General features: G+C 54.1%; 20 protein-coding genes, 3 tRNA genes and 3 rRNA genes. 9 read left to right on the top strand and 17 right to left on the bottom strand.

Annotated elements, in window-relative coordinates; all coding sequences use genetic code 11:
- Positions 1 to 36: 36 nt before the first annotated feature.
- From ABFV38_RS04210 to ABFV38_RS04200, 3 genes are all read right to left on the bottom strand, one after another.
- Positions 37 to 810, bottom strand: coding sequence for a class I SAM-dependent methyltransferase (locus ABFV38_RS04210; RefSeq protein ID WP_252073873.1), 774 nt, complete (start codon positions 808 to 810; stop codon positions 37 to 39).
- A gap of 76 nt (positions 811 to 886) precedes the next feature.
- Positions 887 to 1687 carry an endonuclease/exonuclease/phosphatase family protein gene (locus ABFV38_RS04205; RefSeq protein WP_025912579.1) on the bottom strand — a complete coding sequence of 267 codons (801 nt, stop codon included), beginning with the start codon at positions 1685 to 1687 and terminating at the stop codon, positions 887 to 889.
- 136 nt (positions 1688 to 1823) lie between these two features.
- Positions 1824 to 2999: an MFS transporter gene (locus ABFV38_RS04200; RefSeq protein ID WP_248220793.1), complete on the bottom strand. Its 1176-nt coding sequence runs from the start codon at positions 2997 to 2999 to the stop codon at positions 1824 to 1826.
- Between the two features lie 104 nt (positions 3000 to 3103).
- On the opposite strand from ABFV38_RS04200, the gene yafC reads away from it, so the two are divergent.
- Positions 3104 to 4009: a DNA-binding transcriptional regulator YafC gene (gene yafC / locus ABFV38_RS04195; protein ID WP_045909864.1), complete on the top strand. Its 906-nt coding sequence runs from the start codon at positions 3104 to 3106 to the stop codon at positions 4007 to 4009.
- A gap of 29 nt (positions 4010 to 4038) precedes the next feature.
- On the opposite strand, the gene dkgB is transcribed toward yafC, so the two are convergent.
- The 8 genes from dkgB to gmhB all read right to left on the bottom strand — a co-directional run bounded on the left by dkgB (position 4039) and on the right by gmhB (position 11205).
- Positions 4039 to 4842, bottom strand: coding sequence for a 2,5-didehydrogluconate reductase DkgB (dkgB, locus tag ABFV38_RS04190; protein WP_348958577.1), 804 nt, complete (start codon positions 4840 to 4842; stop codon positions 4039 to 4041).
- Positions 4843 to 5002: 160 nt separating this feature from the next.
- Positions 5003 to 5079 (bottom strand) — tRNA-Asp (locus ABFV38_RS04185).
- A 56-nt stretch (positions 5080 to 5135) separates the two neighbouring features.
- Positions 5136 to 5251 (bottom strand): 5S ribosomal RNA (gene rrf, locus ABFV38_RS04180).
- A gap of 73 nt (positions 5252 to 5324) precedes the next feature.
- Positions 5325 to 8228 (bottom strand): 23S ribosomal RNA (locus tag ABFV38_RS04175).
- A 171-nt stretch (positions 8229 to 8399) separates the two neighbouring features.
- Positions 8400 to 8475: transfer RNA gene (locus ABFV38_RS04170), tRNA-Ala, on the bottom strand.
- Positions 8476 to 8582: 107 nt separating this feature from the next.
- Positions 8583 to 8659, bottom strand: a tRNA-Ile gene (locus ABFV38_RS04165).
- A gap of 69 nt (positions 8660 to 8728) precedes the next feature.
- A 16S ribosomal RNA gene (locus ABFV38_RS04160) occupies positions 8729 to 10270 on the bottom strand.
- Together the 16S, 23S and 5S rRNA genes with 3 tRNA genes alongside form the textbook arrangement of a ribosomal RNA operon.
- A 368-nt stretch (positions 10271 to 10638) precedes the next feature.
- Positions 10639 to 11205 (bottom strand): D-glycero-beta-D-manno-heptose 1,7-bisphosphate 7-phosphatase, encoded by a 567-nt coding sequence (gene gmhB, locus ABFV38_RS04155; protein WP_348958575.1) that lies wholly within the window; start codon positions 11203 to 11205, stop codon positions 10639 to 10641.
- A gap of 188 nt (positions 11206 to 11393) precedes the next feature.
- On the opposite strand from gmhB, the gene metN reads away from it, so the two are divergent.
- The 6 genes from metN to proS all read left to right on the top strand — a co-directional run bounded on the left by metN (position 11394) and on the right by proS (position 16973).
- Positions 11394 to 12425, top strand: coding sequence for a methionine ABC transporter ATP-binding protein MetN (gene metN, locus ABFV38_RS04150; protein ID WP_348958573.1), 1032 nt, complete (start codon positions 11394 to 11396; stop codon positions 12423 to 12425).
- Positions 12418 to 13071, top strand: coding sequence for a methionine ABC transporter permease MetI (locus tag ABFV38_RS04145; RefSeq protein ID WP_003856130.1), 654 nt, complete (start codon positions 12418 to 12420; stop codon positions 13069 to 13071). Before metN ends, ABFV38_RS04145 begins: the two co-directional genes overlap by 8 nt.
- Before the next feature lie 40 nt (positions 13072 to 13111).
- Entirely contained in the window at positions 13112 to 13927 is an 816-nt protein-coding gene (gene metQ / locus ABFV38_RS04140) for a methionine ABC transporter substrate-binding lipoprotein MetQ (protein WP_014168729.1), read from the top strand.
- 106 nt (positions 13928 to 14033) lie between these two features.
- A complete protein-coding gene (gene rcsF / locus ABFV38_RS04135; protein ID WP_008501883.1) occupies positions 14034 to 14438 on the top strand; it encodes an Rcs stress response system protein RcsF in 405 nt (134 codons plus the stop codon).
- Positions 14435 to 15142 (top strand): tRNA (N6-threonylcarbamoyladenosine(37)-N6)-methyltransferase TrmO, encoded by a 708-nt coding sequence (gene tsaA / locus ABFV38_RS04130; RefSeq protein ID WP_235403434.1) that lies wholly within the window; start codon positions 14435 to 14437, stop codon positions 15140 to 15142. The genes rcsF and tsaA overlap by 4 nt, the downstream gene beginning before the upstream one ends.
- A gap of 112 nt (positions 15143 to 15254) precedes the next feature.
- Entirely contained in the window at positions 15255 to 16973 is a 1719-nt protein-coding gene (gene proS, locus ABFV38_RS04125) for a proline--tRNA ligase (RefSeq protein ID WP_048028425.1), read from the top strand.
- Positions 16974 to 17020: 47 nt separating this feature from the next.
- Here proS and nlpE read toward each other — a convergent pair whose 3' ends face one another.
- Genes nlpE through ABFV38_RS04110 form a run of 3 tightly spaced genes read right to left on the bottom strand, consistent with a single transcriptional unit; the run spans position 17021 to position 18718 of the window.
- Positions 17021 to 17719 (bottom strand): envelope stress response activation lipoprotein NlpE, encoded by a 699-nt coding sequence (gene nlpE, locus ABFV38_RS04120; protein ID WP_235403433.1) that lies wholly within the window; start codon positions 17717 to 17719, stop codon positions 17021 to 17023.
- Between the two features lie 34 nt (positions 17720 to 17753).
- Positions 17754 to 18176 (bottom strand): alternative ribosome rescue aminoacyl-tRNA hydrolase ArfB, encoded by a 423-nt coding sequence (arfB, locus tag ABFV38_RS04115; RefSeq protein WP_348958571.1) that lies wholly within the window; start codon positions 18174 to 18176, stop codon positions 17754 to 17756.
- Positions 18173 to 18718, bottom strand: a complete 546-nt coding sequence (locus ABFV38_RS04110; protein ID WP_021240481.1) for a YaeQ family protein — start codon at positions 18716 to 18718, stop codon at positions 18173 to 18175. Before ABFV38_RS04110 ends, arfB begins: the two co-directional genes overlap by 4 nt.
- Before the next feature lie 196 nt (positions 18719 to 18914).
- Here ABFV38_RS04110 and ABFV38_RS04105 point away from each other — a divergent pair, with 196 nt between their 5' ends.
- The gene (locus ABFV38_RS04105) at positions 18915 to 19115 is read left to right on the top strand and encodes a YaeP family protein (protein WP_008501889.1); all 201 of its coding nucleotides are present in this window, start codon (positions 18915 to 18917) and stop codon (positions 19113 to 19115) included.
- Positions 19102 to 19362: a Rho-binding antiterminator gene (gene rof / locus ABFV38_RS04100; RefSeq protein ID WP_024907532.1), complete on the top strand. Its 261-nt coding sequence runs from the start codon at positions 19102 to 19104 to the stop codon at positions 19360 to 19362. Before ABFV38_RS04105 ends, rof begins: the two co-directional genes overlap by 14 nt.
- Before the next feature lie 28 nt (positions 19363 to 19390).
- On the opposite strand, the gene tilS is transcribed toward rof, so the two are convergent.
- The 3 genes from tilS to ABFV38_RS04085 form a co-directional block, all read right to left on the bottom strand.
- A complete protein-coding gene (gene tilS / locus ABFV38_RS04095) occupies positions 19391 to 20680 on the bottom strand; it encodes a tRNA lysidine(34) synthetase TilS (RefSeq protein ID WP_348958568.1) in 1290 nt (429 codons plus the stop codon).
- 60 nt (positions 20681 to 20740) lie between these two features.
- Positions 20741 to 21130, bottom strand: a complete 390-nt coding sequence (locus ABFV38_RS04090; protein ID WP_023293230.1) for a VOC family protein — start codon at positions 21128 to 21130, stop codon at positions 20741 to 20743.
- Between the two features lie 65 nt (positions 21131 to 21195).
- Positions 21196 to 23328 (bottom strand): lysine decarboxylase LdcC, encoded by a 2133-nt coding sequence (locus ABFV38_RS04085; RefSeq protein ID WP_348958565.1) that lies wholly within the window; start codon positions 23326 to 23328, stop codon positions 21196 to 21198.
- Positions 23329 to 23380 lie beyond the last annotated feature (52 nt).

The raw sequence follows: 23380 nt of genomic DNA, 5'->3' as shown, positions 1-23380 counted from the left end.
TAAAAAGGCACCGATTCCCCTCGGTGCCTTTTTTGTTTATCCCGCTTTTTGCGCTTCCGCCATGATGGTATCGCTGGTAAATGAACCATCGTCCTGCAGTTCAAAGTACGCCTTCACCTCTGCGGAGGCACTCTCCTGATACAGCCTGATTGCCTGACTTAACGCTTCCGGGGTGCGCATACGCGCAATCCACGAGCTAAACTCCAGCGGCAAACGGTCTGTGATTAACGAGCGTGTAATCAGTCCCGCTTCAGTGATAAGCGATAACCACTCTCCGCTGGCGTAGTTTTGCACATGCGAGGTGTCGCGCAGCGCTTCCACCGTTTGCAGCCAGATATTGCGCACCGGATGTCCAGGCGACATCACATCCATAATAATGAGGATGCCACCCGGCTTCAGAACGCGTTTGACTTCGCGTAATGCCTGGCCAACATCATGCCAGTGGTGCGCGGAATAACGGCTGATCACCACCTCAAACGCGGCATCATCAAAAGGTAAGGATTCGGCATAGCCCTGACGCGTATCAATATTGTCCAGCCCCTTCGCTTTCGCCGCTTCAGCAACCACCTCCAGCATCTGGCTGGATAAGTCATATGCGGTAACCTGCGCCACCTGCTGCGCAGCCGTGAAGCTGGCATGCCCTGCCCCGCAGCCTAAATCCAGCACGTGCGCCTGCGGAAATGCCGACAGGCGCTCACCGAGGCGTACCAGATCGCGGCCTGAAGCGTGTACGGCGCTGCTCAGATACGCATTTGCCTGCGAACCAAACTGTTTTTCTACGTTGTCATGATGGGAGTGTGTTGTTGTCATCGTACTGTCCTTTGTGGGTTAAAAATAAAAGGGCAGCACCTGCACAGGCCTGCCCCACGGCAGACCTGACACACCATTATTTATCAGGTTTGCCGGGACTGAATTCGACGAGTAGAGGGTTATGATCGGAGGCGCGCGTCACCAGCACGGAGGCATCGTGCACGCTCAACCCACGATAGAAGACAAAGTCGAGAGGACGACCAAAGGCTTTTTTGCGCTGGTCATCGCTAAAACGAACTTCACGCAGCGACATTTCGCGCGCAAAGCGGTACAGCGCATTCATGCGCGGACGGCTCCAGGCATTGAAATCGCCGGCCATAATGATGGGCCCGCTGTGATGCGCTATCTGATCGCCAATCGGAAGTAACTGCTTACTGTACACATCCACGCCCAGGCTGAAGTTTACCGCGTGGATATTCACGACCATCAGCATACGGGTATCCGGCAGCGGATAGACCGTCACCAGCGCCGATTTCGCCAGGCGCAGAATAGGCTCTCGTTCGCGCAGTGGACAACAATAGACGGGATGTGCCGCTGAAAGCGTCATCACGCCCGAGGGATGCTGCGGCAGAACAAAGGCGGGTACCTGGTCGGCGGCAAGATAGTGAGTGGTAGCAAACCGAACGAGTTCAGGCGTGGTTTGCGCCTCCTGGAGCAGGACCAGATGGGCATCTTTGCCAAAATTCTTGAGGACCGATAACCACTCCGCACGCTGCTGCTTAAAGATATTCCACACCAGTACACGGATTTTTTCATCGCTGCTTAACGGTGTGCCGGCGGGTAATGCCTGGCTTATGCTCGCAAATGACCCCGGAGGCAAGATCCTCTCCGCGGGCATTCCGGCTACATAACGCATGGCATAGGTATTTTTTCGCACTTTTGGAAACAGCCTCTGTAACATGAACCAGTCCGGAAAACGGACTGGTTCTAATGTTATAGGGACTTTAGGTCACACTTTCAACGCAATTTCTGAGAAACCGCTTTCCAGTTTTGTAAGCAAGCGCTTACTGATGTTAACCCAGCGCGACGCGGGCGGGTTTATCAAGACGTCCGCTCAGCCCAATCAACAGGAAAGCGACCAGGACAATCACCGCGCCAATCCATGGCGTCTGGGTTAATCCGAAATGTTCGACGGTTTGCCCACCAATGATGGAGCCCAGCGCGATACCAATATTAAAAGCGGCAATATTCAGGCCGGAAGCCACATCCACCGCATTGGGCGTATAAAGCTCGGCTTTCTGTACAACGTAAACCTGAAGCCCGGGCACATTACCAAAGGCGAAGATCCCCATGACCAGCACGGTGACCAGCGCGGCGTACTGTATCGAAGCCGTGAACTGGAAAATCATCAACAGAACGACCAGCGCGGCGAAGATGAATTTCAGCGCCGGTACCGCACCATGCTTATCCGCAAGCTTGCCGCCCCAGATATTGCCAATCGCAACGGAAATACCGTATCCCAGCAAAATCCAGCTCACGGCATTGGGGGAGAAGCCCGCCAAGTCCTGCATCATCGGTGCAAGGAAGGTGAAGGCGGTGAATACGCCACCATAGCCCAGCGCCGTAACTGCGTAGATGATCAGCAAACGCGGATGCGTGAGCACCTTCAGCTGATCGCTCAGGCTGGCGCTGGCCCGGCCAGGAATATTCGACGGCACCAGCAGCAGGCTGGTCACCAGGGCAATGACGCCCAGTAAGGAGACGGCCAGGAACGTTTCACGCCAGCCGAAGTGTTGTCCGATAAACGTGCCCAATGGTACGCCTGTGACGAGTGCAACGGTCAGCCCACCGAACATGATCGCAATGGCGGAGGCCGCTTTCTCTTTTGGTACCAGGCTGGTTGCAATAGTGGAACCAATCGAGAAGAACACCCCGTGTGCAAGGCCGGTCAACAGACGAGCGATAACCAGCGTGGTGTAGTCCGGCGCCTGCCAGGCCAGCACGTTCCCGGCGGTGAACAGCACCATTAATGCAACTAACAGCTGCTTACGCGGAAAGCGTCCGGTCAGGGCCGTCAGCACGGGGGCACCGACGGCAACGCCCAGGGCATAGATGGACACCAGCAATCCGGCGGAGGGCAATGAGATCGCAAGCTGGTTAGCAATGGTGGGAACCAGTCCCACGATAACAAATTCGGTCGTGCCAATTGCAAAGGCACTGATCGTCAGGGCAAGAAGCGCCAGTGGCATAAAATACTCCGTATCATCAGGATTAAGATGACAGGCAGTATGCGCCAGTGCTTAAATAACAAAAATGGTCAAAATATCAATAGAATTTTGCGGGTGGTGCAACAATGAAAGCAACGTCGGAAGAGCTGACAATCTTTGTCGCCGTCGTCGAAAGCGGCAGCTTTAGCCGCGCGGCCGAACAGCTGGGGCAGGCTAACTCAGCCATTAGCCGCTCGGTAAAAAAGCTGGAGATGAAGCTTGGAGTGAGCCTGCTCAACCGAACGACGCGGCAGCTGAGCCTGACGGAAGAAGGAGAGCGTTATTTTCGCCGCGTGCAGTCGGTACTGCAGGAGATGGCCGCAGCGGAGACGGAGATTATGGAGACCCGCAGCACGCCGCGTGGGTTACTGCGCATTGATGCGGCCACGCCGGTTGTACTTCACTTTCTGATGCCGCTGATTAAACCTTTCCGCGAACGTTATCCGGAGATGACGCTCTCTCTGGTCTCCTCAGAGACGTTTATCAACCTCATCGAGCGAAAGGTAGATGTGGCTATCCGGGCGGGAACGCTGACCGATTCAAGCTTGCGTGCCCGCCCTCTGTTTGCCAGCTACCGAAAAATTATCGCGTCGCCACAGTATATTGCTGAACATGGTAAACCGGAGACGGTTGAAGAACTGAAGCAGCATCTGTGCCTGGGCTTTACGGAGCCGGTATCGCTGAACACCTGGCCTGTCGCCTGCCATGATGGGCAACTTCATGAAATTACTAGCGGATTGTCGTCTAACAGCGGGGAAACGCTGAAGCAGCTGTGCCTCGAAGGCAATGGTATCGCCTGCCTGTCAGACTATATGATCGATAAGGAGATTGCGCGGGGTGAACTGGTGGAATTGATGGCCGATAAACGCCTGCCGGTCGAAATGCCTTTTAGCGCGGTGTATTACAGTGACAGAGCGGTGAGTACGCGCATTCGTGCCTTTATTGATTTTCTGAGTGAACATATAAAAACAGCTCCCGGAGGAGCTGTGTGAGGGTTCAGGTTACAGAGGGTGGGGCAAACTTAATCCCAGTGAGGAGCTAAGCCTTCCGGGCTGACCAGGCGATCGTTGCACTCCAGGGCTGCGATCGCTTTTTTATCGTCAGAATCCAGGTGAAGATCCGTTGCTAACAGGTTGCTCGCCAGGTTTTCACGTTTAGTTGAAGATGGGATCACGGCATAACCTTCACCCATTGCCCATGCCAGAATGACCTGCGCGGCAGTCGCGTTATGTTTCTCAGCGATACGCGTAATCACTTCATCTTTCAGCGCTTTACCATAGGCCAGCGTCATGTATGAGGTGATGTGGATCCCGTGCTGTTTTGCCCAGTCCACGACTTTGCGGTTCTGCAGGTAAGGAGACAGTTCAATCTGGTTGGTCGCAATATTTTCTGCACCCACAGCCGCAATGGCTTTTTCCATCAGCGGGATCGTGAAGTTGGAGATCCCAATTTCGCGGGTTAAGCCCTGCTTTTTCGCTTCCAGCAGCGCCTGCATGAATTCTTCCACGGAGACGGCATCGTTTGGTGATGGCCAGTGGATCAGCGTCAGATCGACGTAGTCAGTACGCAGTTTTTTCAGGCTTTCTTTCAGGCTTGGGATCAGCTTGTCTTTGCTGAGATTCTCAATCCAGATTTTCGTGGTAATGAACAGCTTATTACGCGGTACACCGCTCTCTTCGAGAGCTTGTCCAACGGCAGCTTCGTTTTCATAGATCTGCGCCGTATCAACTGCGCGATAGCCCAGTTCGAGTGCGGTTTTAACTGATGCGATAACAACGTCGTCTTTCAGGCGGAAAGTGCCCAGACCAAATGCAGGGAGAGTCATAATTTTCCTCAATCGTTATGTTCGTAAACTGAGGACGATTATCGCTGGCGGTGTTATAGAGAAAAAGATCGTAAAACGCAGAGGATTTTTGCTGATTTCGCAATAATTAAACGTCAGATAAGAAAAAAGCCCTGAGCGTTAACTCAGGGCTTTTAATAAGTGGCGGAACGGACGGGACTCGAACCCGCGACCCCCTGCGTGACAGGCAGGTATTCTAACCGACTGAACTACCGCTCCACCGAAGACTGCTTGTAACCACCGGATTAATGCACCGGCTTACTACTTAATTTGATGCCTGGCAGTTCCCTACTCTCACATGGGGAGACCCCACACTACCATCGGCGCTACGGCGTTTCACTTCTGAGTTCGGCATGGGGTCAGGTGGGACCACCGCGCTAAAGCCGCCAGGCAAATTCTGTTTAATCTGTATCAAGGCTGAATTTTGATTGTTCGTCTCTTCGCCAAAACATCTTCGGCGTTGTAAGGTTAAGCCTCACGGTTCATTAGTATCGGTTAGCTCAACGCATCGCTGCGCTTACACACCCGACCTATCAACGTCGTCGTCTTCAACGTTCCTTCAGGAGACTTAAAGTCTCAGGGAGAACTCATCTCGGGGCAAGTTTCGTGCTTAGATGCTTTCAGCACTTATCTTTTCCGCATTTAGCTACCGGGCAGTGCCATTGGCATGACAACCCGAACACCAGTGATGCGTCCACTCCGGTCCTCTCGTACTAGGAGCAGCCCCCCTCAATTCTCCAGCGCCCACGGCAGATAGGGACCGAACTGTCTCACGACGTTCTAAACCCAGCTCGCGTACCACTTTAAATGGCGAACAGCCATACCCTTGGGACCTACTTCAGCCCCAGGATGTGATGAGCCGACATCGAGGTGCCAAACACCGCCGTCGATATGAACTCTTGGGCGGTATCAGCCTGTTATCCCCGGAGTACCTTTTATCCGTTGAGCGATGGCCCTTCCATTCAGAACCACCGGATCACTATGACCTGCTTTCGCACCTGCTCGAGCCGTCACTCTCGCAGTCAAGCTAGCTTATGCCATTGCACTAACCTCCTGATGTCCGACCAGGATTAGCTAACCTTCGTGCTCCTCCGTTACTCTTTGGGAGGAGACCGCCCCAGTCAAACTACCCACCAGACACTGTCCGCAACCCGGATCACGGGTCTACGTTAGAACACCAGCCATTAAAGGGTGGTATTTCAAGGTCGGCTCCACGCAGACTGGCGTCCACGCTTCAAAGCCTCCCACCTATCCTACACATCAAGGACCAGTGTTCAGTGTCAAGCTATAGTAAAGGTTCACGGGGTCTTTCCGTCTTGCCGCGGGTACACTGCATCTTCACAGCGAGTTCAATTTCACTGAGTCTCGGGTGGAGACAGCCTGGCCATCATTACGCCATTCGTGCAGGTCGGAACTTACCCGACAAGGAATTTCGCTACCTTAGGACCGTTATAGTTACGGCCGCCGTTTACCGGGGCTTCGATCAAGAGCTTCGCGTTGCCGCTAACCCCATCAATTAACCTTCCGGCACCGGGCAGGCGTCACACCGTATACGTCCACTTTCGTGTTTGCACAGTGCTGTGTTTTTAATAAACAGTTGCAGCCAGCTGGTATCTTCGACTGATTTCAGCTCCACCCGCAGGGGCTTCACCTACATATCAGCGTGCCTTCTCCCGAAGTTACGGCACCATTTTGCCTAGTTCCTTCACCCGAGTTCTCTCAAGCGCCTTGGTATTCTCTACCTGACCACCTGTGTCGGTTTGGGGTACGATTTGATGTTACCTGATGCTTAGAGGCTTTTCCTGGAAGCAGGGCATTTGTTACTTCAGCACCGTAGTGCCTCGTCATCACACCTCAGCGTTAAAAGGTACCGGATTTACCTGGAACCTCCGCCTACATGCTTAAACCGGGACAACCGTCGCCCGGCTAACATAGCCTTCTCCGTCCCCCCTTCGCAGTAACACCAAGTACAGGAATATTAACCTGTTTCCCATCGACTACGCCTTTCGGCCTCGCCTTAGGGGTCGACTCACCCTGCCCCGATTAACGTTGGACAGGAACCCTTGGTCTTCCGGCGAGCGGGCTTTTCACCCGCTTTATCGTTACTTATGTCAGCATTCGCACTTCTGATACCTCCAGCATGCCTCACAGCACACCTTCAACGGCTTACAGAACGCTCCCCTACCCAACAACACATAGTGTCGCTGCCGCAGCTTCGGTGCATGGTTTAGCCCCGTTACATCTTCCGCGCAGGCCGACTCGACCAGTGAGCTATTACGCTTTCTTTAAATGATGGCTGCTTCTAAGCCAACATCCTGGCTGTCTGTGCCTTCCCACATCGTTTCCCACTTAACCATGACTTTGGGACCTTAGCTGGCGGTCTGGGTTGTTTCCCTCTTCACGACGGACGTTAGCACCCGCCGTGTGTCTCCCGTGATAACATTCTTCGGTATTCGTAGTTTGCATCGGGTTGGTAAGCCGGGATGGCCCCCTAGCCGAAACAGTGCTCTACCCCCGAAGATGAATTCACGAGGCGCTACCTAAATAGCTTTCGGGGAGAACCAGCTATCTCCCGGTTTGATTGGCCTTTCACCCCCAGCCACAAGTCATCCGCTAATTTTTCAACATTAGTCGGTTCGGTCCTCCAGTTAGTGTTACCCAACCTTCAACCTGCCCATGGCTAGATCACCGGGTTTCGGGTCTATACCCTGCAACTTAACGCCCAGTTAAGACTCGGTTTCCCTTCGGCTCCCCTATACGGTTAACCTTGCTACAGAATATAAGTCGCTGACCCATTATACAAAAGGTACGCAGTCACACCACTAGGGTGCTCCCACTGCTTGTACGTACACGGTTTCAGGTTCTTTTTCACTCCCCTCGCCGGGGTTCTTTTCGCCTTTCCCTCACGGTACTGGTTCACTATCGGTCAGTCAGGAGTATTTAGCCTTGGAGGATGGTCCCCCCATATTCAGACAGGATACCACGTGTCCCGCCCTACTCTTCGAGTTCACAGCCTGTGTGTTTTCGTGTACGGGACTGTCACCCTGTACCGTGCGACTTTCCAGACGCTTCCACTAACACACAAGCTGATTCAGACTCTGGGCTGCTCCCCGTTCGCTCGCCGCTACTGGGGGAATCTCGGTTGATTTCTTTTCCTCGGGGTACTTAGATGTTTCAGTTCCCCCGGTTCGCCTCGTTAACCTATGTATTCAGTTAACGATAGTGTGACGAATCACACTGGGTTTCCCCATTCGGACATCGCCGGGTCAAAGGTTCATATCACCTCGCCGGCGCTTTTCGCAGATTAGCACGTCCTTCATCGCCTCTGACTGCCAGGGCATCCACCGTGTACGCTTAGTCGCTTAACCTCACAACCCGAAGATGTTTCACTTCATGATTGCGAAAATTTGAGAGACTCGAACACACCATTAAGATGTGTCGTTTCAATTTTCAGCTTGATCCAGATTTTTAAAGAGCAAAACTTCGCAGTGCACCTTTTCAGGTTCACTCTGAAGTTTTCTTGGGTTCGCAGTAAAAGATGGTGGAGCTATGCGGGATCGAACCGCAGACCTCCTGCGTGCAAAGCAGGCGCTCTCCCAGCTGAGCTATAGCCCCATCGTTTTGCAATCTCTGTACCGGTAATTTTTCCTGAGACAAGGCGTGGTAACGCGAAGCATACATCAGTATGTGAGCGTTGCCGCAACGCAGTATCAGGGAAAATTTGGTAGGCCTGAGTGGACTTGAACCACCGACCTCACCCTTATCAGGGGTGCGCTCTAACCACCTGAGCTACAAGCCTGCAGAGATTTTTACTGCTGTTTTTCATCAGACAATCTGTGTGAGCACTGCAAAGGCAGGTTCTTTAAGGTAAGGAGGTGATCCAACCGCAGGTTCCCCTACGGTTACCTTGTTACGACTTCACCCCAGTCATGAATCACAAAGTGGTAAGCGCCCTCCCGAAGGTTAAGCTACCTACTTCTTTTGCAACCCACTCCCATGGTGTGACGGGCGGTGTGTACAAGGCCCGGGAACGTATTCACCGTAGCATTCTGATCTACGATTACTAGCGATTCCGACTTCATGGAGTCGAGTTGCAGACTCCAATCCGGACTACGACGCACTTTATGAGGTCCGCTTGCTCTCGCGAGGTCGCTTCTCTTTGTATGCGCCATTGTAGCACGTGTGTAGCCCTACTCGTAAGGGCCATGATGACTTGACGTCATCCCCACCTTCCTCCAGTTTATCACTGGCAGTCTCCTTTGAGTTCCCGGCCTAACCGCTGGCAACAAAGGATAAGGGTTGCGCTCGTTGCGGGACTTAACCCAACATTTCACAACACGAGCTGACGACAGCCATGCAGCACCTGTCTCAGAGTTCCCGAAGGCACCAATCCATCTCTGGAAAGTTCTCTGGATGTCAAGAGTAGGTAAGGTTCTTCGCGTTGCATCGAATTAAACCACATGCTCCACCGCTTGTGCGGGCCCCCGTCAATTCATTTGAGTTTTAACCTTGCGGCCGTACTCCCCAGGCGGTCGACTTAACGCGTTAGCTCCGGAAGCCACGCCTCAAGGGCACAACCTCCAAGTCGACATCGTTTACGGCGTGGACTACCAGGGTATCTAATCCTGTTTGCTCCCCACGCTTTCGCACCTGAGCGTCAGTCTTTGTCCAGGGGGCCGCCTTCGCCACCGGTATTCCTCCAGATCTCTACGCATTTCACCGCTACACCTGGAATTCTACCCCCCTCTACAAGACTCTAGCCTGCCAGTTTCGAATGCAGTTCCCAGGTTGAGCCCGGGGATTTCACATCCGACTTGACAGACCGCCTGCGTGCGCTTTACGCCCAGTAATTCCGATTAACGCTTGCACCCTCCGTATTACCGCGGCTGCTGGCACGGAGTTAGCCGGTGCTTCTTCTGCGGGTAACGTCAATCGATGAGGTTATTAACCTCACCGCCTTCCTCCCCGCTGAAAGTACTTTACAACCCGAAGGCCTTCTTCATACACGCGGCATGGCTGCATCAGGCTTGCGCCCATTGTGCAATATTCCCCACTGCTGCCTCCCGTAGGAGTCTGGACCGTGTCTCAGTTCCAGTGTGGCTGGTCATCCTCTCAGACCAGCTAGGGATCGTCGCCTAGGTGAGCCGTTACCCCACCTACTAGCTAATCCCATCTGGGCACATCTGATGGCAAGAGGCCCGAAGGTCCCCCTCTTTGGTCTTGCGACGTTATGCGGTATTAGCTACCGTTTCCAGTAGTTATCCCCCTCCATCAGGCAGTTTCCCAGACATTACTCACCCGTCCGCCGCTCGCCGGCAAAGTAGCAAGCTACTTTCCGCTGCCGCTCGACTTGCATGTGTTAGGCCTGCCGCCAGCGTTCAATCTGAGCCATGATCAAACTCTTCAATTTAAGTTTGATGCTCGTGAATTAAACTTCGTAATGAATTACGCATGTTCACTCAGAGACTTGGCATTCATTTATTGTCCGAAGACATTAAGAATCCATGTCACTTTGAGTGCCCACACAGATTGTCTGATAAATTGTTAAAGAGCAGTGCAACGCGGCTTTCGCTCACCGTTGCGAGGTGGCGTATATTACGCTTTCCTCTTTCAGAGTCAACCCGTTATTTCAGGATTTTTTCTCTTCAACCGACCGGGCTGTTTGTGAAGTGATTCACATCCGCCGTGTCGATGGAGGCGCATTATAGGGGGCCGCCGAGGAATGACAAGCGGAAAAATGCATTTTTATTTCAATCGCTCATCTTTTCACCAGAAAGGCTATTTTTGGTGCTTTTTAATCTCTTTTGGTAGCTCGGCCAGACTATTAATTACCCAATCCGCCGCATTCTCAGCTTCTGGCGTCACAGGCTTGCCGGTGCGCACTAATATTTTGGTCCCTACACCTGCTGCTGCAGCTGCCTGCATATCTTCCAGTTTATCGCCCACCATATAAGAAGCCGCCATATCAATGTGCAGGAACTCCTGCGCAGAGATGAACATCCCCGGATGCGGCTTACGGCAATCACAGGTCTGACGATATTCTTCTACGGTTCCCTGTGGGTGATGCGGACAATAGTAGATACCATCGAGATCCACACCGCGGTCGGCCAGTGACCAGTCCATCCATTCCGTCAGCGTCTCAAACTGCGCTTCGGTAAATTTACCGCGTGCAATACCGGACTGGTTCGTCACCACCACCAGCGCATAGCCCATCTCTTTCAGCTGGCGCATGGCATCTATTACGCCCTCGATAAACTCGAACTCATCAATCTCATGGACATAACCGTGATCCACATTAATAGTGCCGTCACGATCGAGGAAAATTGCGGATACTGATTTTGCCACCGGTTTGCTCCTGAAAAAGGCATGTTCGACTAGTATCTCATGAATCGCAGCGCAATAAAGTGCTCATCGTACAGAGTTGGATTGATTTAGACGTCTGGATGCCTTAACATCCGTTTTGTTTACGGTCATCACCCGTATCTGGCAGAAGAAAATGCCACGGCTAACTTACATACGATAAAAATAATCTAATGATTAAACTTTCCAATATCACCAAAGTGTTCCAGCAGGGGAACCGAACCATTCAGGCGCTGAACAACGTCAGCCTGCATGTTCCTGCTGGTCAAATTTATGGCGTCATTGGCGCATCGGGTGCAGGTAAAAGCACGCTGATCCGTTGTGTTAACCTGCTTGAGCGCCCAACCCAGGGCAGCGTAGAAGTTGGCGGCCAGGAACTTACCGCCCTTTCAGAGAAAGAACTCACCAAAGCGCGTCGTCAGATTGGCATGATTTTCCAGCACTTTAACCTGCTGGCCTCCCGCACCGTGTTCGGCAACGTTGCCTTACCGCTTGAGCTGGATAACACGCCGAAAGATGAAGTGAAGCGCCGCGTCACCGAGCTGCTCGACCTCGTGGGTCTGGGCGACAAACATGATAGCTACCCGGCAAATCTGTCCGGTGGGCAAAAACAACGTGTGGCCATTGCCCGCGCGCTGGCAAGCAATCCTAAGGTACTGCTGTGCGATGAAGCCACCAGCGCACTGGATCCGGCAACCACGCGTTCGATTCTGGAACTGCTGAAGGACATTAATCGTCGCCTGGGCCTGACGATCCTCCTTATTACGCATGAGATGGACGTGGTGAAACGCATCTGTGACTGCGTGGCGGTCATCAGCAACGGTGAACTGATCGAGCAAGACACGGTAAGTGAAGTGTTCTCGCATCCGAAAACCCCGCTGGCGCAGCAGTTCATCCAGTCCACGCTGCATCTGGATATTCCGGAAGACTATCTGGAGCGTTTGAAAACCGAACCCGCTGCTGACAGCGTCCCGATGCTGCGCATGGAGTTCACCGGCCAGTCCGTTGATGCCCCCCTGCTTTCCGAAACCGCACGTCGCTTTAACGTGAACAACAACATCATCAGCGCGCAGATGGATTACGCCGGTGGCGTCAAGTTCGGCATCATGCTGACAGAAATGCACGGCACACAAGAAGAAACCCAGGCAGCCATTGCCTGGCTGCAAGAACATCACGTAAAAGTAGAGGTACTGGGTTATGTCTGAGCCGATGATGTGGCTGCTGGTTCGCGGCGTTTGGGAAACGCTGGCAATGACCTTTGTCTCTGGCTTCTTTGGTTTTGTGATTGGCCTGCCGGTCGGCGTGTTGCTGTACGTGACGCGTCCGGGTCAAATCATTGAGAATGCGAAGCTGTACCGTACGCTCTCTGCGCTGGTGAACATCTTCCGTTCTATCCCGTTCATTATTTTACTGGTGTGGATGATTCCGTTTACCCGCGTGATCGTCGGAACGTCTATCGGTCTGCAGGCGGCGATCGTTCCGCTGACCGTTGGCGCTGCGCCGTTTATCGCCCGTATGGTGGAAAACGCCCTGCTGGAAATCCCAACCGGTTTGATCGAAGCTTCCCGTGCGATGGGTGCCACGCCGATGCAGATCGTCCGCAAGGTTCTGCTGCCGGAGGCACTGCCAGGGCTGGTGAATGCGGCAACCATTACGCTTATCACCCTGGTCGGTTATTCGGCGATGGGCGGTGCCGTAGGCGCGGGCGGTTTAGGTCAGATTGGTTACCAGTACGGCTATATTGGATATAACGCGACCGTGATGAATACCGTTCTGGTATTGCTGGTTGTTCTGGTTTACTTAATCCAGTTCTCTGGCGATCGCATCGTCCGGGCTGTTACGCATAAATAACGTTACACACAACACAAACTCTACGAGTTAAGGATAAAACATGGCGTTTAAATTAAAGACCTTCGCAGCAGTAGGCGCGCTGATCGGCTCTCTGGCACTGGTGGGTTGCGGTCAGGACGAAAAGGATCCAAACCACATTAAAGTGGGCGTTATCGTAGGTGCAGAACAGCAGGTTGCGGAAGTTGCTCAGAAAGTGGCAAAAGAGAAGTATGGCCTGGATGTGGAGCTGGTGACCTTCAACGATTACGTTCTGCCGAACGAAGCTCTGAGCAAAGGGGATATCGACGCGAACGCCTTCCAGCATAAGCCATACCTGGACCAGCAGATCAAAGATCGTGGCTATAAACTGGTTGGTGTCGGTAACACCTTCGTTTATCCGATTGCCGGTTACTCTAAGAAAATTAAATCACTGGACGAACTGCAGCCGGGCTCTCAGGTTGCCGTGCCTAACGACCCAACTAACCTTGGTCGTTCCCTGCTGCTGCTGCAGAAAGTGGGCCTGATCAAGCTGAAAGACGGTGTTGGCCTGCTGCCAACCGTTCTGGACGTCACCGAGAACCCGAAAAATCTGAAAATCGTTGAACTGGAAGCACCGCAGCTGCCACGTTCTCTGGACGATGCGCAGATTGCTCTGGCCGTTATCAACACCACGTACGCCAGCCAGATTGGCCTGACGCCAGCCAAAGACGGTATCTTCGTTGAAGATAAAGACTCCCCGTACGTTAACCTGATCGTGACTCGCGAAGACAACAAGGACGCGGAAAACGTGAAGAAATTCGTTCAGGCCTATCAGTCAGACGAAGTTTACCAGGAAGCCAACAAAGTGTTTAACGGCGGCGCTGTTAAAGGCTGGTAATCTCACCTCAGTGTAATATCATCAGGACGGGCTTATGCCCGTCTTGTCATTTGTGCAGTCAACTGATTCAATATCTGACGTTTTGATTATCCATTGAGGAAATATTATGCGTGCTTTACCGATCTGTCTTTTAGCACTCATGCTGAGCGGCTGTTCTATGCTAAGCAGATCTCCCGTTGAACCTGTTCAAAGCACGGCAACCCCGCCAAAGACCGAGCCTGCGAAACCGAAAGTGGTTCGCCCTGCGCCGGTTCGCATTATCACGAAAGCGGACGAACTCGTCGGTAAACCGTTCCGTGAACTGGGCGAAGTGAGCGGCGAATCCTGTCAGGCGACTAATCAGGACTCACCACCGAATATTCCGACTGCGCGTAAACGCATGCAGATTAATGCCGCAAAAATGAAAGCTAACGCGGTCCTGCTGCACAGCTGTGAAGTCACCAGCGGCACGCCGGGCTGCTACCGTCAGGCGGTTTGCATCGGTTCTGCGCTGAACATTACGGCGAAATGAGTGCATTTCAGTTCGAGCAGATAGGCGTTATCCACTCTCCTTATAAAGAGAAGTTCGCCGTCCCCCGCCAGCCCGGTCTTGTCACCAGCGGACGCGGTGAGCTTCACCTGGTTGCGCCTTATAATCAGGCCGATGCGGTACGCGGGCTCGAGGCGTTCAGCCATCTGTGGGTGGTGTTCGTGTTTCACCAGACGATGGAAGGCGGCTGGCGTCCTACCGTGCGTCCTCCTCGTCTTGGCGGAAATGCGAGAATGGGGGTGTTTGCGACGCGCTCGACCTTTCGTCCAAACCCGGTTGGCATGTCGCTGGTTGAACTGAAAGGCATACGCTGCCAGAAAGATCAGGTGATACTCGAGTTAGGTAGCCTGGACCTGGTCGACGGCACGCCGGTGATCGACATCAAACCCTATTTGCCCTTCGCCGAAGCCCTTCCGGAGGCGCGTGCAAGCTATGCCCAGGACGCTCCACAGGCGGATATGCCGGTGTATTTTACCCCTGAGCTCGCCTCGCAACTCGGTCAACTGGAGAAACGCTATCCTCGCTTACGGGATTTCATCACCGAAGTGCTGGCACAGGACCCGCGTCCGGCCTACCGTAAAGAAGAGGAAGCAGGAAAAACGTACGCCGTCTGGCTGCTGGATTTTAACGTTCGCTGGCGCGTCACCGGGGCAGGTTTTGAAGTGTTTGCCCTGGAACCCAGGTAATTTTGTTCTCCTCTCTTTTGGCATCTTTGCCACACTGGTAAACTAAACCACTTTTTTTGTGTCAGGCTGGTGTTTCAGCCTGTTCCAATCGTCGAAATGGAACCGTAACAACATGCGTACTAGCCAATATCTGCTCTCCACTCTGAAGGAGACGCCTGCCGACGCCGAAGTGATCAGCCATCAGCTGATGCTGCGCGCCGGGATGATCCGCAAGCTGGCCTCCGGGTTATACACCTGGCTGCCGACCGGCGTGCGCGTCCTGAAAAAAGTCGAAAACATCGTGCGTGAAGAGATGAACAACGCCGGTGCTATCGAGGTGTCCATGCCTGTGGTTCAGCCCGCTGACCTGTGGCAGGAGAGTGGCCGTTGGGAACAATATGGCCCTGAACTGCTGCGCTTCGTCGATCGCGGCGAGCGTCCGTTCGTTCTCGGCCCAACGCATGAAGAAGTCATTACCGACCTGATTCGTAATGAGCTGAGCTCTTACAAACAGCTGCCGCTGAACTTCTTCCAGATCCAGACCAAGTTCCGTGACGAAGTTCGCCCACGTTTCGGCGTCATGCGCTCTCGCGAATTCCTGATGAAAGATGCCTACTCTTTCCATACCTCTCAGGAATCCCTGCAAGAGACGTACGACGCAATGTACGCGGCATACAGCAAAATCTTCTCCCGCATGGGTCTGGATTTCCGCGCGGTGCAGGCTGATACCGGCTCCATCGGCGGTAGCGCATCCCATGAATTCCAGGTTCTGGCGCAGAGCGGTGAAGACGATGTGATCTTCTCTGACTCCTCTGATTACGCCGCGAACATCGAATTTGCAGAAGCGCTGGCACCAAAAGAACCGCGTGCTGCGGCAACGCAAGAGATGACGCTGGTTGATACGCCAAACGCGAAAACCATTGCCGAGCTGGTTGAGCAGTTCAACTTACCGATCGAAAAAACCGTTAAGACCCTGCTGGTTAAATCCACCGAAGGGAGCGCTTACCCGCTGGTTGCCCTGCTGGTGCGTGGCGATCACGAGTTGAACGAAGTGAAAGCCGAGAAGCTGCCGCAGGTCGCCAGCCCGCTGACGTTCGCCACGGAAGCGGAAATCCGCGCCGTGGTCAATGCTGGGCCAGGTTCTCTCGGTCCGGTGAATATGCCGGTTCCTGTTGTTATTGACCGCACGGTAGCCGCGATGAGCGACTTCTCCGCTGGTGCGAACATCGACGGTAAACACTACTTCGGCATCAACTGGGATCGCGACGTGGCGACGCCGGAAGTGGCTGACATCCGTAACGTGGTCGCAGGCGACCCAAGCCCGGATGGTCAGGGTACCCTGATGATCAAGCGCGGTATCGAAGTGGGTCACATCTTCCAGCTGGGCGATAAATACTCGCGCGCGCTGAACGCCGCCGTTCAGGGTGAAGATGGCCGTAACCAGATCCTGACCATGGGTTGCTACGGTATCGGGGTGACGCGCGTGGTAGCTGCAGCGATTGAGCAGAACTACGACGAGCGCGGCATCGTCTGGCCGGACAACATCGCACCGTTCCAGGTCGCTATTCTGCCAATGAACATGCACAAGTCTTACCGCGTGCAGGAGCTGGCCGAGAAGCTGTATGCCGAGCTGCGTGCGCAGGGTATCGAAGTGCTGATGGATGACCGTAAAGAGCGTCCGGGCGTGATGTTTGCCGATATGGAACTGATCGGTATCCCACACACCGTCGTGATCGGCGACCGTAACCTCGATAGCGACGAGATTGAATACAAATACCGTCGCAGCGGCGAAAAACAGATGATCAAGACTGGCGACATTCTTGATTACCTGGTGAAAGCCATCAAAGGCTAAACAAAAAACCCCGCTCAGGCGGGGTTTTTTAATGGCGCTACGTCAGCTTATTTGCTGTTACAGTCTTTGCCCGCAATAAATTTCGCGTCTTTATCCGCCACCAGCGTTTTCACCATCTCTCCGCTATCCGGGTTTGGCTCCAGCGTAAAGTGACCGTCCACCGTCAGCAATATCGGCTTGCTGTCATTGCCGCGCGCCACAGCGTAATCGCGTTCAAGCTGGGCATTGTTTGCCACGCTGACCTTCTTGCCAGTTGCGCAGTCGGTAAAAATGGCCGCATCCGCCATATAGAAGTACATCCCGCGCATTGCCATCGGCGTCGCGGGCAGAGCCGCTTTCACCGGCGCCAGCGTGTAGTTGAACTGGGATTCAATAGGATTTCCTTCGCGGTCAAGCATCTCCATCCCCTCGCCTTTGGCGCGGAAAAAGGTTTTCTCGCCGGCGGTATCCGTCAGGACCAGCTTCTCCGCCGTACGTGCCCATGTTCCATAGGTTCCAAATGAAGAAGGCGCTTTCCCGCCCTGATAGCGCTGGTTCATCACCCAGGTGCCGTCTTTTTGCAGGAACAGGGACGTTTCAATGCCTTCACAGTCCGCGCAAGGCAATACGCCGCGCCAGCTCTGCTGCATTGGTTTTAATTCTTCCGTTTGCGTGGGTTGCAAAACCTGCGTTTCTGAACGGTTGTTACACCCGAAAAGCGCAAACAGCGTACTCACTGCCAGCGCTGACCATAATGCTTTTTTCACAATGAATTCCTTATGAAATTTGTGTTCCCTTTCGTCACTCTGTCGGGCGACGAACTTTACCGCGTAATGCTTTCACTGTGGATTTTTGGGCCTTCGAGGACAGCCGACGCTCTTTCGATGCGCGGGTTGGCCGCGTTGCCCGGCGGCTTTTTTGTACTGCCGTTAATTCTTTGATGACCGCCACCAGCCTGGCGATGGCCGCTTCCCGGTTGAGCTCCTGGCTGCGGTATTCCTGGGCTTTGATCATCATCACGCCATCGCTGGTGATGAGGTGATGGCTGGCAGCAAGCAGACTTTCTTTATAATACTCTGGCAGGCTTGAGGCCCGAATGTCAAAACGCAAATGGATAGCCGTTGAGGCCTTGTTGACGTGCTGCCCACCGGCCCCCTGAGCACGGATGGCGGTGATCTCCAGCTCGTTGTCCGGAATGCTGACGTTTCGGGACAAGACGATCATGAGGCCGGTTGCCACGCCGTTAAATGAATTTCCAGATTATTCTGAGAATCAGAAAGCCAGATTGCACCGTCCTGAATCGTCGCCTGCAACACCATGGTCCGGCTGGCAAAGTCGCTCAGCTGCGCCAGTTGCTCATCATCCAGATACCAGACGGTGAGATTTTTAAACTGTCCGCACTTGCTCTTGTTTTGCTGCCACCAAATCTCTGCAGCACGCTGATTATACGCGAATAAGGCCACTTCAGCGGACTGGGTGCAGGCCTTCTTAATTCTGCGCTCGTCCGGCAGTCCGAGTTCGATCCACAAATCGATACCCAGATGATCGTTGCGCAGCCAGGCTTCAGGCTCGTCTTCTGCGCTTAACCCACGGGTAAACTGCAGACGCTCGTCAGCGTATTTAATCCACGCCAGCAGGCGCAGCATCATGCGCTCCTGGGTTTCGGAGGGGTGGCGTGCCAGCGTCAGCGAGGCGTCCAGGAACTGGTTGCGATCAAGATCGGCCACATTGACCACTGCTTTATAGATTGTCGCTTTCAGCGCCATGAGAGAACTCCATTCGAATCAGGCGCACATTGTAGCGAAAACCGCGGCAAAAGGCTGTTACGGGGTAATAAATACACCGCTATCAAGGCGCTGATATTGCTTAAATGAGTATGGTATAGTCACCTTGCTAAACCGAGTTTATCTTCGTAGGCTTAATGATATCTCACAGTAAGTCAGTGCGCTGGCGGGAGGGGATGTGAATAATTATTGTGAGTTAATTCGCAAACGGTATGCGGAAATCGCCAGCGGAGATCTGGGGTATGTCCCGGACGCGTTGGGCTGTGTATTGAAAGTGCTTAATGAAGTGGCCTCTGATGAGAGCCTTTCAGAGTCGGTCAGGGAAAAAGCAGCGTATGCTGCGGCGAATTTACTGGTGAGCGATTATGTCGATGAATGATACTTATCAACCCATCAATTGTGATGACTATGACAACCTCGAACTCGCCTGCCAGCATCATTTATTACTGACGCTGGAGCTAAAAGATGGCGAAGTGTTGAAGGCGAAAGCCAACGATCTGGTTTCACGTAAGAACGTGGAATACCTGATAGTGGAAGATGCCGGTGCGACGCGTGAGCTGCGTCTGGATAAAATAGCCAGCTTCAGCCACCCGCAAATCGGCACCGTCGTGGTGAGCGAATCCTGATGACACTAACGGGCAGCCAGGTTGCCCGTTACGCTTTCTGCCACTCAAACCTGACCCCGTCTTCCGCCCATCCCGCTTCCGTGATGAAAACCCCTGCTGCAGCAATCAACGTTTCACCATAGAACAGCAGCGGCGTGGTGTCGCGCAGCCACGGCGGCACGTTGCACTCCTGCCAGATTTTCTTCAGCTTCCGACCTCCGTTACGCCCGACAATATGCAGCATGCCACCAGCCTTAAAGCGTACCGTTACCGGTTCACCGGGCTTCGGCGGCCGCACATGACCAGACGGTATGAGGGAGACACGTCCAGCCTCAGCGGGCAATATCAGCGGAAGCTCAGGAGAAAGCCAGTCAAGCACCACATCCGTCAGGCAGGGCGTTGATTTCACCCACCAGAGTTCCCCTTTATAGCGTCTTACGTCAAAACCGTTCAGATGGACGCGCGGGGAAGCATCATCCCGCGCCAGGGCAACCTCGTCCCAGATACGGCTCAGCATCGCCCGCGACGGCATCGCAGCGTAATGAGAGGCCAGCCAGCGTCGTAGCAGCGCGGCGCGACGTACCGGGCTCATCGCTGTCAGCGGTGCAATGGCCAGCGCCCCGTCTTTAGAAATCAGTTCAGCCAGCTCGTCACTCAATAGCTCGTCCAGCAGCGTTTCCTGTTCGGCACACAGCATAGCGCTTCTTGCCGTCGCGTCGGCGAAATGCGGCCAGCGCTCGCTCAATAGCGGGAGGACGCGCAGACGCAGAAAGTTACGATCATAGCCGTCATCCTGGTTACTCTCATCTTCGATCCAGCTCAGCTGATGTTCTCGCGCCCAGGCTTCAAGCGAGGCGCGCGTCTCGCCAAGCAGCGGACGCAGTAACGTTGTGCCGGCAAATACCGAACGCGCCGGCATGGCAGAAAGCCCCGCTGGTCCGCTTCCCCGCTTAAGCGCCAGCAGAAAGGTTTCACACTGATCGTCCAGATGCTGGGCCGTGACCAGCGCTTCTCCAGCATGTAATGCCCCGGCAAACGCGGCATAGCGGGCTTTACGCGCCTGCGCTTCGATGCCCAGCCCTTCCTCTACCAGCGTGACGCGCTCGACGAGGAGCGGGATCGCCCATGCCGCACACAAGGCTTCGCAGTGCGCCACCCACTCCTCTGCGTGAGGACTTAATCCGTGATGAATATGTATCGCCCGCAGCTGGACGTCAGGCTCCCGATCGCGCCAGCACTTAAGACGATGAAGCAGAACGGTGGAATCCAGGCCACCGCTAAACCCCACCAGCAGCTGGCGGTACGGTGAAACGGCGTGTGCGATAGCGGGTAAGGTCATAGGGAATTACACATAAAAAATGCCCGAAAACTGAGCGGGCATTATCACACAGGACGAAGATTACTGCTGATAAAGCTCCAGCGGCAGGCCGTCCGGGTCGTTGAAAAAGGTAAAGCGCTTGTCGGTGAACGGATCGACGCGGATCGCTTCACACGTCACGCCGTGCGCTTCCAGATGTTTTACTGCGCTATCCAGATCATCGACGCTGAAGGCGAGATGGCGCAGGCCGCAGGCTTCCGGACGGGACGGACGCGCAGGCGGAAAAGGAAAAGAGAACAGTTCAATCACATACTGCCCGTTTAACGCCAGATCGCCCTTCCAGGAGTCGCGCTCCTCGCGGTACGCCTCGCTCAACAGCGTAAAGCCGAGAATGTCGCAGTAGAAGGCCTTACTCTTCGCGTAATCGGTCGCAATGATCGCAATATGATGAACCTGTTTTAAACCCAGCATAGCTTCTCCTTTTTATGATGCCTGAACGTTACAACCGAAAACCCGCACCATGCAAGCGGTCGCCCTTATTTTAGGACTCGCACCCAGTAAACGCCGTTTTCGTCGCGCTTCGCACCGTGGATATCCGTCTCAAAACCGGGGTAGTGACGCCCTACCGAACAGAGCATCAGCAGGAAATCGAGCACGGCCCGACTCTCCTCGGTAATCATCTCTCCTGGCATCAGGAGCGGTACGCCCGGCGGGTAAGGCAGGATCATGTTGGCCGATACGCGTCCAACCAGATTTTCCAGCTCGACGGTTTCGACCTCCCCCCTCACCTGGCGCTGCCACGCCTTGTGCGGGGTAAACTTCATCTCCGGCAACACATCAAACGCCTGAAGCATCAGACGCGGCAGATCGTGCTGACGGATCAGCCTGTGGATCCCCTGGGCCAGATCCTGAATGCGCATGTTACGGTAGAAGTCAGGATCCTCCGCAGAGAGATCCGGCAGCATGTTCTTCACCCGCAGGTTCAGATCGTAGGCGCGCTTAAATTCCATCAGACCGCGCAGCAGCCCCATCGCCCGGGTTTTATCAATACCAATACTGAACAGGAACAGCAGGTTATAGGGCCCGGTCTTCTCCACCACTACGCCACGTTCATCAAGGAATTTCGCGACCAGCGCGGCCGGAATACCTTCCTCGCTCATCTTGCCCTGCTCATCCATGCCTGGCGTCAGGATCGTCACTTTTACCGGGTCGAGGAACATATGGTCGCTATCGGCATCCCGGAAACCATGCCAGTCTTCGCCGGGCGAGACGGGCCAGCACTCCGCCTCATCAATCTCTTCCGGCTGCCAGATATCAAAGAACCAGCCGTCGGCTTCCTCTTTCAGCCGCTGAACCTCTTTGCGGAAATGCAGCGCACGCTCCACCGAACGGTTGATGAGACGTTTGCCCGGATTGCCGCGCAGCATCGCCGCGGCCGTTTCGATAGACGCCACCAGCGGATAGCTCGGTGAGGTGGTGGTATGCATCATAAAGGCTTCGTTAAAGGTCTCTTCGTCGTACTCGCCTTTGATGTGAATCAGCGAAGCCTGGGAAAACGCAGCCAGCATTTTATGCGTCGACTGCGTTTCGAAGAACACTTTACCCGGCACGCGCTCACCGCTCATGCCGCTCTTACCCGCGTAAATCGGGTGAAAATTGGTGTACGGTACCCACGCGGAATCGAAGTGGATCGACGGCACGTCCAGCGTCTTTTTGATCCAGTTCGTGTTGTACAGCAGACCGTCATAGGTCGAGTTGGTGATAACCGCATGGACAGGCCAGCTTGCACCGGGCACTGCCGCGACCTTGCTTTCAATGGCTTCATGCGTGAACTCCCGGCGCGGAATGCCGCCAAGAATACCGAGCGCGTTACGCGTGGGTGACAGCCAGAGCGGTACGACGTCGCTCATCATCAGCAGGTGCGCCAGCGATTTATGGCAATTACGGTCAATCAACAGGGTGCTGCCCGCAGGCGCGGCGTACATCCCGACGATTTTGTTCGAGGTCGAGGTACCGTTGGTCACCATATAGCTCTGCTCGGCCCCAAAGGTGCGGGCGATATACTCTTCAGCTTCCAGATGCGGGCCGGTATGATCCAGCAGCGAGCCTAATTCGGTGACTGAAATGGACACGTCCGCTTTCAGCGTGTTGCCACCAAAGAAATCATAGAACAGGCAGCCGACCGGGCTTTTTTGGTAGGCCGTTCCCGCCATATGGCCCGGCGTACAGAAGGTATATTTTCCCTCTTTCACGTAGGTGAAGAGCGCCCGGGTAAACGGTGGCGTAATGTTATCGAGATATTCATTCGTGTATTGCTGAATGCGGGTCGCAATGTCTTCCGCCACGCCGAGTGAATATTCAAAGAACCACAGCGCCATACGCATATCATTGGCGCTGACGTCCATGGTTGAGTGGGTATTGATAAAGGCGTACAGCGGGAGATATTCGTTCAGCTTGTTGATATCGCTGCACAGTTCGAGGTCATATTCATCCCAGTCGAAGATCACGCCGCAGATACGCGGGTTATGCTCGATGAACTTCAGCAGATCGGCGCTGTTGTGCGGCCAGATTAGCTGATACCCGCGCGACTGCAGGGCTTGCTCCAGCTCCTTAATCGGCTCATCTTTATAAAAGACGCCGTGTGGCCCCATAACGGCAATGATATTCATGGGCTTCCTCCTTAAAAAACATTAGCTAAGCATAGTCCGGCTAAACCGCAGG

The organism is Enterobacter cloacae complex sp. Mu1197 (assembly GCF_040059225.1).
In the GTDB taxonomy this organism is placed as follows: domain Bacteria; phylum Pseudomonadota; class Gammaproteobacteria; order Enterobacterales; family Enterobacteriaceae; genus Enterobacter; species Enterobacter quasiroggenkampii.
Note: the sequence above shows the minus strand (reverse complement) of the source record. Positions and strands in the feature narration are given on the sequence as shown.

Excerpts from the sequence above, each read along its gene's own strand:
- ABFV38_RS04210 (WP_252073873.1), bottom strand. The coding sequence starts at position 810 with ATGACAACAACACACTCCCATCATGACAACGTAGAAAAACAGTTTGGT.
- ABFV38_RS04200 (WP_248220793.1), bottom strand. The coding sequence starts at position 2,999 with ATGCCACTGGCGCTTCTTGCCCTGACGATCAGTGCCTTTGCAATTGGC.
- yafC (WP_045909864.1), top strand. The coding sequence starts at position 3,104 with ATGAAAGCAACGTCGGAAGAGCTGACAATCTTTGTCGCCGTCGTCGAA.
- dkgB (WP_348958577.1), bottom strand. The coding sequence starts at position 4,842 with ATGACTCTCCCTGCATTTGGTCTGGGCACTTTCCGCCTGAAAGACGAC.
- metN (WP_348958573.1), top strand. The coding sequence starts at position 11,394 with ATGATTAAACTTTCCAATATCACCAAAGTGTTCCAGCAGGGGAACCGA.
- ABFV38_RS04145 (WP_003856130.1), top strand. The coding sequence starts at position 12,418 with ATGTCTGAGCCGATGATGTGGCTGCTGGTTCGCGGCGTTTGGGAAACG.
- metQ (WP_014168729.1), top strand. The coding sequence starts at position 13,112 with ATGGCGTTTAAATTAAAGACCTTCGCAGCAGTAGGCGCGCTGATCGGC.
- rcsF (WP_008501883.1), top strand. The coding sequence starts at position 14,034 with ATGCGTGCTTTACCGATCTGTCTTTTAGCACTCATGCTGAGCGGCTGT.
- tsaA (WP_235403434.1), top strand. The coding sequence starts at position 14,435 with ATGAGTGCATTTCAGTTCGAGCAGATAGGCGTTATCCACTCTCCTTAT.
- proS (WP_048028425.1), top strand. The coding sequence starts at position 15,255 with ATGCGTACTAGCCAATATCTGCTCTCCACTCTGAAGGAGACGCCTGCC.
- arfB (WP_348958571.1), bottom strand. The coding sequence starts at position 18,176 with ATGATCGTCTTGTCCCGAAACGTCAGCATTCCGGACAACGAGCTGGAG.
- ABFV38_RS04110 (WP_021240481.1), bottom strand. The coding sequence starts at position 18,718 with ATGGCGCTGAAAGCGACAATCTATAAAGCAGTGGTCAATGTGGCCGAT.
- rof (WP_024907532.1), top strand. The coding sequence starts at position 19,102 with ATGTCGATGAATGATACTTATCAACCCATCAATTGTGATGACTATGAC.
- tilS (WP_348958568.1), bottom strand. The coding sequence starts at position 20,680 with ATGACCTTACCCGCTATCGCACACGCCGTTTCACCGTACCGCCAGCTG.
- ABFV38_RS04090 (WP_023293230.1), bottom strand. The coding sequence starts at position 21,130 with ATGCTGGGTTTAAAACAGGTTCATCATATTGCGATCATTGCGACCGAT.
- ABFV38_RS04085 (WP_348958565.1), bottom strand. The coding sequence starts at position 23,328 with ATGAATATCATTGCCGTTATGGGGCCACACGGCGTCTTTTATAAAGAT.